Below are 5,394 nucleotides of genomic sequence, written 5' to 3'. Positions count from 1 at the left end.
CTTAAGATGGCTCCCTGAGCTGGACTCGAACCAGCGACCAATAGATTAACAGTCTACTGCTCTACCAACTGAGCTATCAGGGAACTCTGACACCTAATGGCGGAGGGATAGGGATTCGAACCCTAGGGCCCTCTCGGACCGCTGGTTTTCAAGACCAGTGCTTTCGACCACTCAGCCATCCCTCCGTAGGTGGGCGCGTATGTTACCTCAATCATTTTTCCTGTCAACTAAATCCAAGCGCTTTTTCATAAAAATAACGATTATTTTTCATTGTTTTTTTCAAGCCGAAACAAGCGGTTAAGCTTTGACCAGAAACGATTAAAAAATAACCCGGCAAGCCGGGTTATTTAGAAGATTTAGGTAATGTAGAACGTGATGAGCACGAACTAGTGTTATCACACTATTGCTACATGTTTGGATAGTTCGGTCCGCCTGCCCCCTCTGGGACTACCCAGCGGATATTTTGAGCCGGGTCTTTAATGTCACAGGTTTTACAGTGCAAACAGTTCTGAGAGTTGATCTGGAAGCGCTGGCCGCCTTCATCTTCTACAACCTCATATACACCCGCAGGGCAATAACGCTGCGCTGGCTCTGCAAACTTAGGCAGATTCTGCTCAAGCGGAATAGAGCTATCTTTCAACTGCAGATGACACGGCTGATCTTCTTCATGATTGGTGTTAGACAGGAATACCGAACCCAGCTTATCAAAGCTCAGCACACCGTCTGGTTTCGGATACTCGATCTGCTTACACTCACTAGCGGGTCGCATCTGAGCAAAGTCTTCTTTGTCATCATGCAAAGTGACCGGGATCTTGCCTCCGAAGATATTCTGATCGATATAGTTGAACGCACCACCCATGATCGGACCGAACTTATGCAGCGCCGGACCAAAGTTACGTGAGCGGAACAGTTCATCGTACAGCCATGAGTCCTCAAACTTATCCGTAAAGCTCTGTAGCTCTTTACCGCCTTCACAGCCCGACTGAACGGCTTCAAAGATAGCTTCAGCCGCGATCATGCCGGACTTCATTGCAGTATGTGTGCCTTTAATCTTAGAGAAGTTCAGCATACCGGCATTACAACCTGCGACAATACCACCTGGAAAGGCCATCTTAGGCAGTGCATTAAAACCACCTTTGGTGATTGCTCGGGCACCGTAAGAAACACGCTTGCCCCCTTCCAGATATTGTTTCAGTACCGGATGATGTTTCATGCGCTGAAACTCATCGAACGGGCTCATATGCGGGTTGCTGTAGTTCAGGTCTACGATCAGACCAACAACTACTTGATTATCATCAGTGTGATAGAGGAAGAAACCACCACTTGCGCCATCGCTTAGTGGCCAGCCGGAGCCATGCAGAACCAGACCTGGCTGATGCTTATCAGGTTCAATGTCCCATAGCTCTTTGATGCCAACACCATAGTGCTGCGCATCCGCTTCAGCAGCCAAATCAAAACGTTCGATCAGCTCTTTACCCAGATGACCACGGCAACCTTCAGAGAAGATAGTGTATTTGGCATGTAGCTCCATGCCCGGCATATAACTGTCTTTCTGTTCACCAGATTCACTGATGCCCATATCACCGGTAGCGATACCTTTTACACTACCATCTTCATTGTACAAAACTTCTGCTGCTGCAAAGCCGGGGAAGATCTCTACACCCAACTGCTCAGCCTGCTCTGCCAACCAACGGCAAACATTACCCAGGCTAACGATATAGTTGCCATGGTTATGCATGGTTTTTGGCACAAATACGTTTGGCACTTTGATCGACTTCTCTTCATTTTTCAGCATGAAGATCTGGTCTTCCGTCACTGGGGTATTCAGTGGTGCGCCCATCTCTTTCCAGTCTGGAAACAACTCATCCAGCGCACGGCTCTCAATAACCGCACCAGACAATATATGCGCGCCAACTTCGGAGCCTTTTTCTACCACGCAGACAGTCAACTCCTGCTCTGCGTCATTAGCCTGCTGCATCAGACGGCAGGCCGCAGAAAGTCCTGCCGGGCCTGCACCAACGATAACAACATCAAATTCCATCGATTCACGAGCCATATCACTCATAATCTCACCTTACTCTCACCTAGACTCACCTTAGACCCACCTTACCGTCACAAGCTTATTGCTATCGTTATCAGAACTGCTCTTCGGACAGTGCCATTACGGTCTCACCGCCCGCCTGCATCGCTTTCAAAAGTGATACGGTACGTGGCAGCAGTTGCTCTGCAAAGAAACGGGCACAGGTGATCTTAGCGTTCAGATATTCAGCATCAGCATCGGACTCGCCCAACTGCTTATATGCAATATCTGCAGATTTAGCCATTAGCCAGCCACCACATAGATAACCCAGCAACATCATATAATTGACACTGGCACTTCCAGCTGCGGACATATCCTGAGAGCCTGTTTCGAGCACCCATTGTTTAGCACTGTTTGCAGTATTCAACGCAGTACGATTTGCAGAAACGATATCCTGCAGCTCAACTGCGGTAATGCCATTTAGATCGGTCTCTATTTCAGCTAGCAGATCTGTCAGGGCAGCCCCACTATCAGACAGTGTCTTACGACCGATCAGATCCAAGGCCTGAATACCTGTTGTGCCTTCATAGATAGTCAGAATTCGAGCGTCACGATAATGCTGCGCAACCCCCGTTTCTTCGATAAAGCCCATACCACCATGAACCTGCACCGCAAGATAAGTAACTTCTTGCGCAAGCTCAGTGATCCAACCTTTAACAATAGGTGTGTATAAGTCTGTACGCGCTTTATGCTTGGCTTTCGCAGCCTCATCTGTGGTGTTGTGTATATGATCAACTTCAGCACGGGCGACATAGGTTAATGCGCGCATTGCCTGAGTTGCAGACTTCATCTGCAGCAACATGCGACGTACATCGGGGTGTTTGATAATGCTGATACGGGAGCCATCACGCAGAGTCCCCTGAATACGCTCTTTGGCGTACTCCAGCGCCTGCTGATAAGCACGTTCAGAGATCGATAACCCTTGCAGACCTACCCCCTGACGCGCATCGTTCATCATAGTGAACATGCAAGCCAGACCGTTGTTCTCTTCACCTACCAGATAACCAATAGCACCCTCGTTATCACCAAAACTCATTACACAAGTTGGACTGCCGTGGATACCCAGCTTATGTTCAAGCGCCACGGGGAATGCATCATTACGCTGATCGGTAGTATTGCCGTTTTCATCCAGCAGGAACTTGGGAACAACAAACAGGGAGATGCCTTTCACACCAGCAGGTGCATCTGGCAAACGGGCCAGTACAAGATGAACGATATTTTCCGTCATCTGATGATCACCCCAGGTAATAAAGATCTTCTGACCGGTAATACGGTAGTGATCACCTTCTGGGACAGCTCTGGTCTTCAGTGCAGCTAGATCAGTTCCTGCATCGGGCTCGGTAAGGTTCATGGTACCGGTCCACTCACCACTAATCAGTTTAGGCAGATAGGTTTGCTGAAGCTGTTCTGAACCATGAGTTTCGATCGCTTCGATAGAGCCCTGAGTTAAAAGCGGGCAAAGTGACCACCCCATATTTGCAGATTGCCAAACCTCATTAACAGCCACTGCAAGCGAAACAGGTAGCCCCTGACCACCAAATTCAGGATTACCAGCTAAGGAAGGCCAACCACCTTCACAGAACTGTTGATAAACCTCAGAAAAGCCTTCGGTTTGCTGCACAGTGTTGTCAGAAATCGTCGCACCCTGCTGATCACCAATCCGGTTCAGCGGCGCCAGCTGTTCTCCACCTAGTTTGGCGGCCTCATCCAACACTGCTTCGCCAAGACCTTCAGCAAACTCATCCAGGCCTGCGTTATGACAGATCTGTTCAAGGTCTACTAATTCATTCAGGACAAACAGCGCGTCCTGATAGGGAAAACGATACTCACTCATCGCTATTGTTGCTCCTTACTCGGCAAGGCCTAAAACTGCTATTAACTACAAGATAACTCTCAAATAACTACAGGCTTTGCGTTTTCTTATTTTTAGAACATTTGGGAAATGCTCCAAACATAATCCATTCAGAGCGCCCTCCAAACAATAACAATTCAAACCTCAATCAATGACAAAAAAAATCACGAAAGCAGCACACCACCATATCTAAAGGCTTAGCAGAGCATTAAGAGTTTGCAAGTTGCTGGCAATAGGTGTCACTACGACGGTATTCACCTGGTGTCATCCCGGTCCATTTTTTGAAAGATCGGAAGAATGCAGAGGGCTCATCAAAGCCCATCAAACCTGCCACATCGTTGATCGACAACTGTGGCGAGTTCATATAATTCAATGCAGCCATCTTGCGGCATTCATCCTTGATTTTCTGGTAGGAAGTATCTTCCTCCAACAAGCGCCTACGCAGTGTAGATACTGACATATGCAGTCTGAACGCCACGTCCTCGGCACTCGGCAGTTCCTGACTGAAGTCTTTACCAATCAGGGCAACCACCTGTGATTTAAGGCTAGTATCGTCATCCACCATAACAATCAGCTGATAAGGAGCTGTCTTCAGGAAGCTACGTAACGTTTCTGGCGTCTGAACGATGGGATAGTCCAGATAACGGGCAGGAAAAATCATAGCGTTGTCATGCTGATCAAACTTAACTTCAGACTGAAACAGTGTTTTATACTGCGCTACATCATCCGGCTCTGAAAATGAGAAATAAGCAGCTTTCAAATCAAGGCGCGTACCCAATAACCAGCAAAGGAAATGGTGCCACATCGAAAGCGAGGTTCTGATTCTGGCAGGAGACTCACCCTCTAGCAGCTCATCCATAGATACACCGGATGCATCGGTAGTGGTAAAGGAAACTTTTGCATAGCGCCCCTTACGCACCAGAAACGGCTTAACCTGAGTTCCACGGCAAATTTCATGAAAATCACTAGCGCGATAGATCGCCTTCTCCAGCGTAGTGCAGTGAATCAGGCAGTGGCACATCATGCGGAAGGTACCATTAGGCACCTTGCCACCACTCAGCATGCCGAAGTATTCATCCTGAGCGATGTAATAGATACGCTGATAAAGCAAACCAAACTTATCTGCCGGAAACTCCGTCTGAGTATCAATCTCAGCTGGGTCGATTCCAACGTAGTGAAGCAGCTCATCAACGCTGTAACCTTGCTCTTCAACAAGTTGTAATAGGTGACGGACATAACCGGCCGGCACTGTAATTCTACGTTCCATAATTCAGTTTCCTGATGTTATTTAGTCGATGAAACGCATTTCCCTCTTTTATTCTTGAACGGATTTGTCACATTAATCAAGCCCACAAGAACAATTTTGTTAATAATATTGGCGGCTATTGTTATTGAGGGTTTTTGCAGACAATTAGAATATTATTGCCAATCATGGGTTCAGAGCCCCTAAAACCGGTTTTCT

The 5,394-nt window shown here is 47.6% G+C and carries 3 protein-coding genes and 2 tRNA genes; all 5 read right to left on the bottom strand.

From position 1 onward, the window contains the following. Nucleotides 1–7 precede the first annotated feature (7 nt). The 5 genes from GY843_RS20045 to GY843_RS20025 all read right to left on the bottom strand — a co-directional run bounded on the left by GY843_RS20045 (nt 8) and on the right by GY843_RS20025 (nt 5,199). Nucleotides 8–83: transfer RNA gene (locus GY843_RS20045), tRNA-Asn, on the bottom strand. A 14-nt stretch (nt 84–97) separates the two neighbouring features. Continuing rightward, nucleotides 98–185, bottom strand: a tRNA-Ser gene (locus tag GY843_RS20040). A gap of 221 nt (nt 186–406) precedes the next feature. Beyond that, on the bottom strand, nt 407–2,056 hold the full coding sequence (locus GY843_RS20035) for an electron transfer flavoprotein-ubiquinone oxidoreductase (RefSeq protein WP_297312343.1): 1,650 nt from the start codon (nt 2,054–2,056) through the stop codon (nt 407–409). 79 nt (nt 2,057–2,135) lie between these two features. Then, a complete protein-coding gene (locus tag GY843_RS20030) occupies nt 2,136–3,914 on the bottom strand; it encodes an acyl-CoA dehydrogenase (protein WP_297312342.1) in 1,779 nt (592 codons plus the stop codon). Between the two features lie 226 nt (nt 3,915–4,140). Next, nucleotides 4,141–5,199 (bottom strand): AraC family transcriptional regulator, encoded by a 1,059-nt coding sequence (locus tag GY843_RS20025; RefSeq protein ID WP_297312340.1) that lies wholly within the window; start codon nt 5,197–5,199, stop codon nt 4,141–4,143. Nucleotides 5,200–5,394: the final 195 nt, after the last annotated feature.

The organism is Neptuniibacter sp. (genome assembly GCF_024231755.1).
GTDB lineage: Bacteria > Pseudomonadota > Gammaproteobacteria > Pseudomonadales > Balneatricaceae > Neptuniibacter.
The sequence above is the reverse complement of the archived record's forward strand: the minus strand, read 5'-3'. Positions and strand labels throughout refer to the sequence as shown.

Excerpts from the sequence above, each read along its gene's own strand:
- GY843_RS20030 (WP_297312342.1), bottom strand. The coding sequence starts at position 3,914 with ATGAGTGAGTATCGTTTTCCCTATCAGGACGCGCTGTTTGTCCTGAAT.
- GY843_RS20025 (WP_297312340.1), bottom strand. The coding sequence starts at position 5,199 with ATGGAACGTAGAATTACAGTGCCGGCCGGTTATGTCCGTCACCTATTA.
- GY843_RS20035 (WP_297312343.1), bottom strand. The coding sequence starts at position 2,056 with ATGGCTCGTGAATCGATGGAATTTGATGTTGTTATCGTTGGTGCAGGC.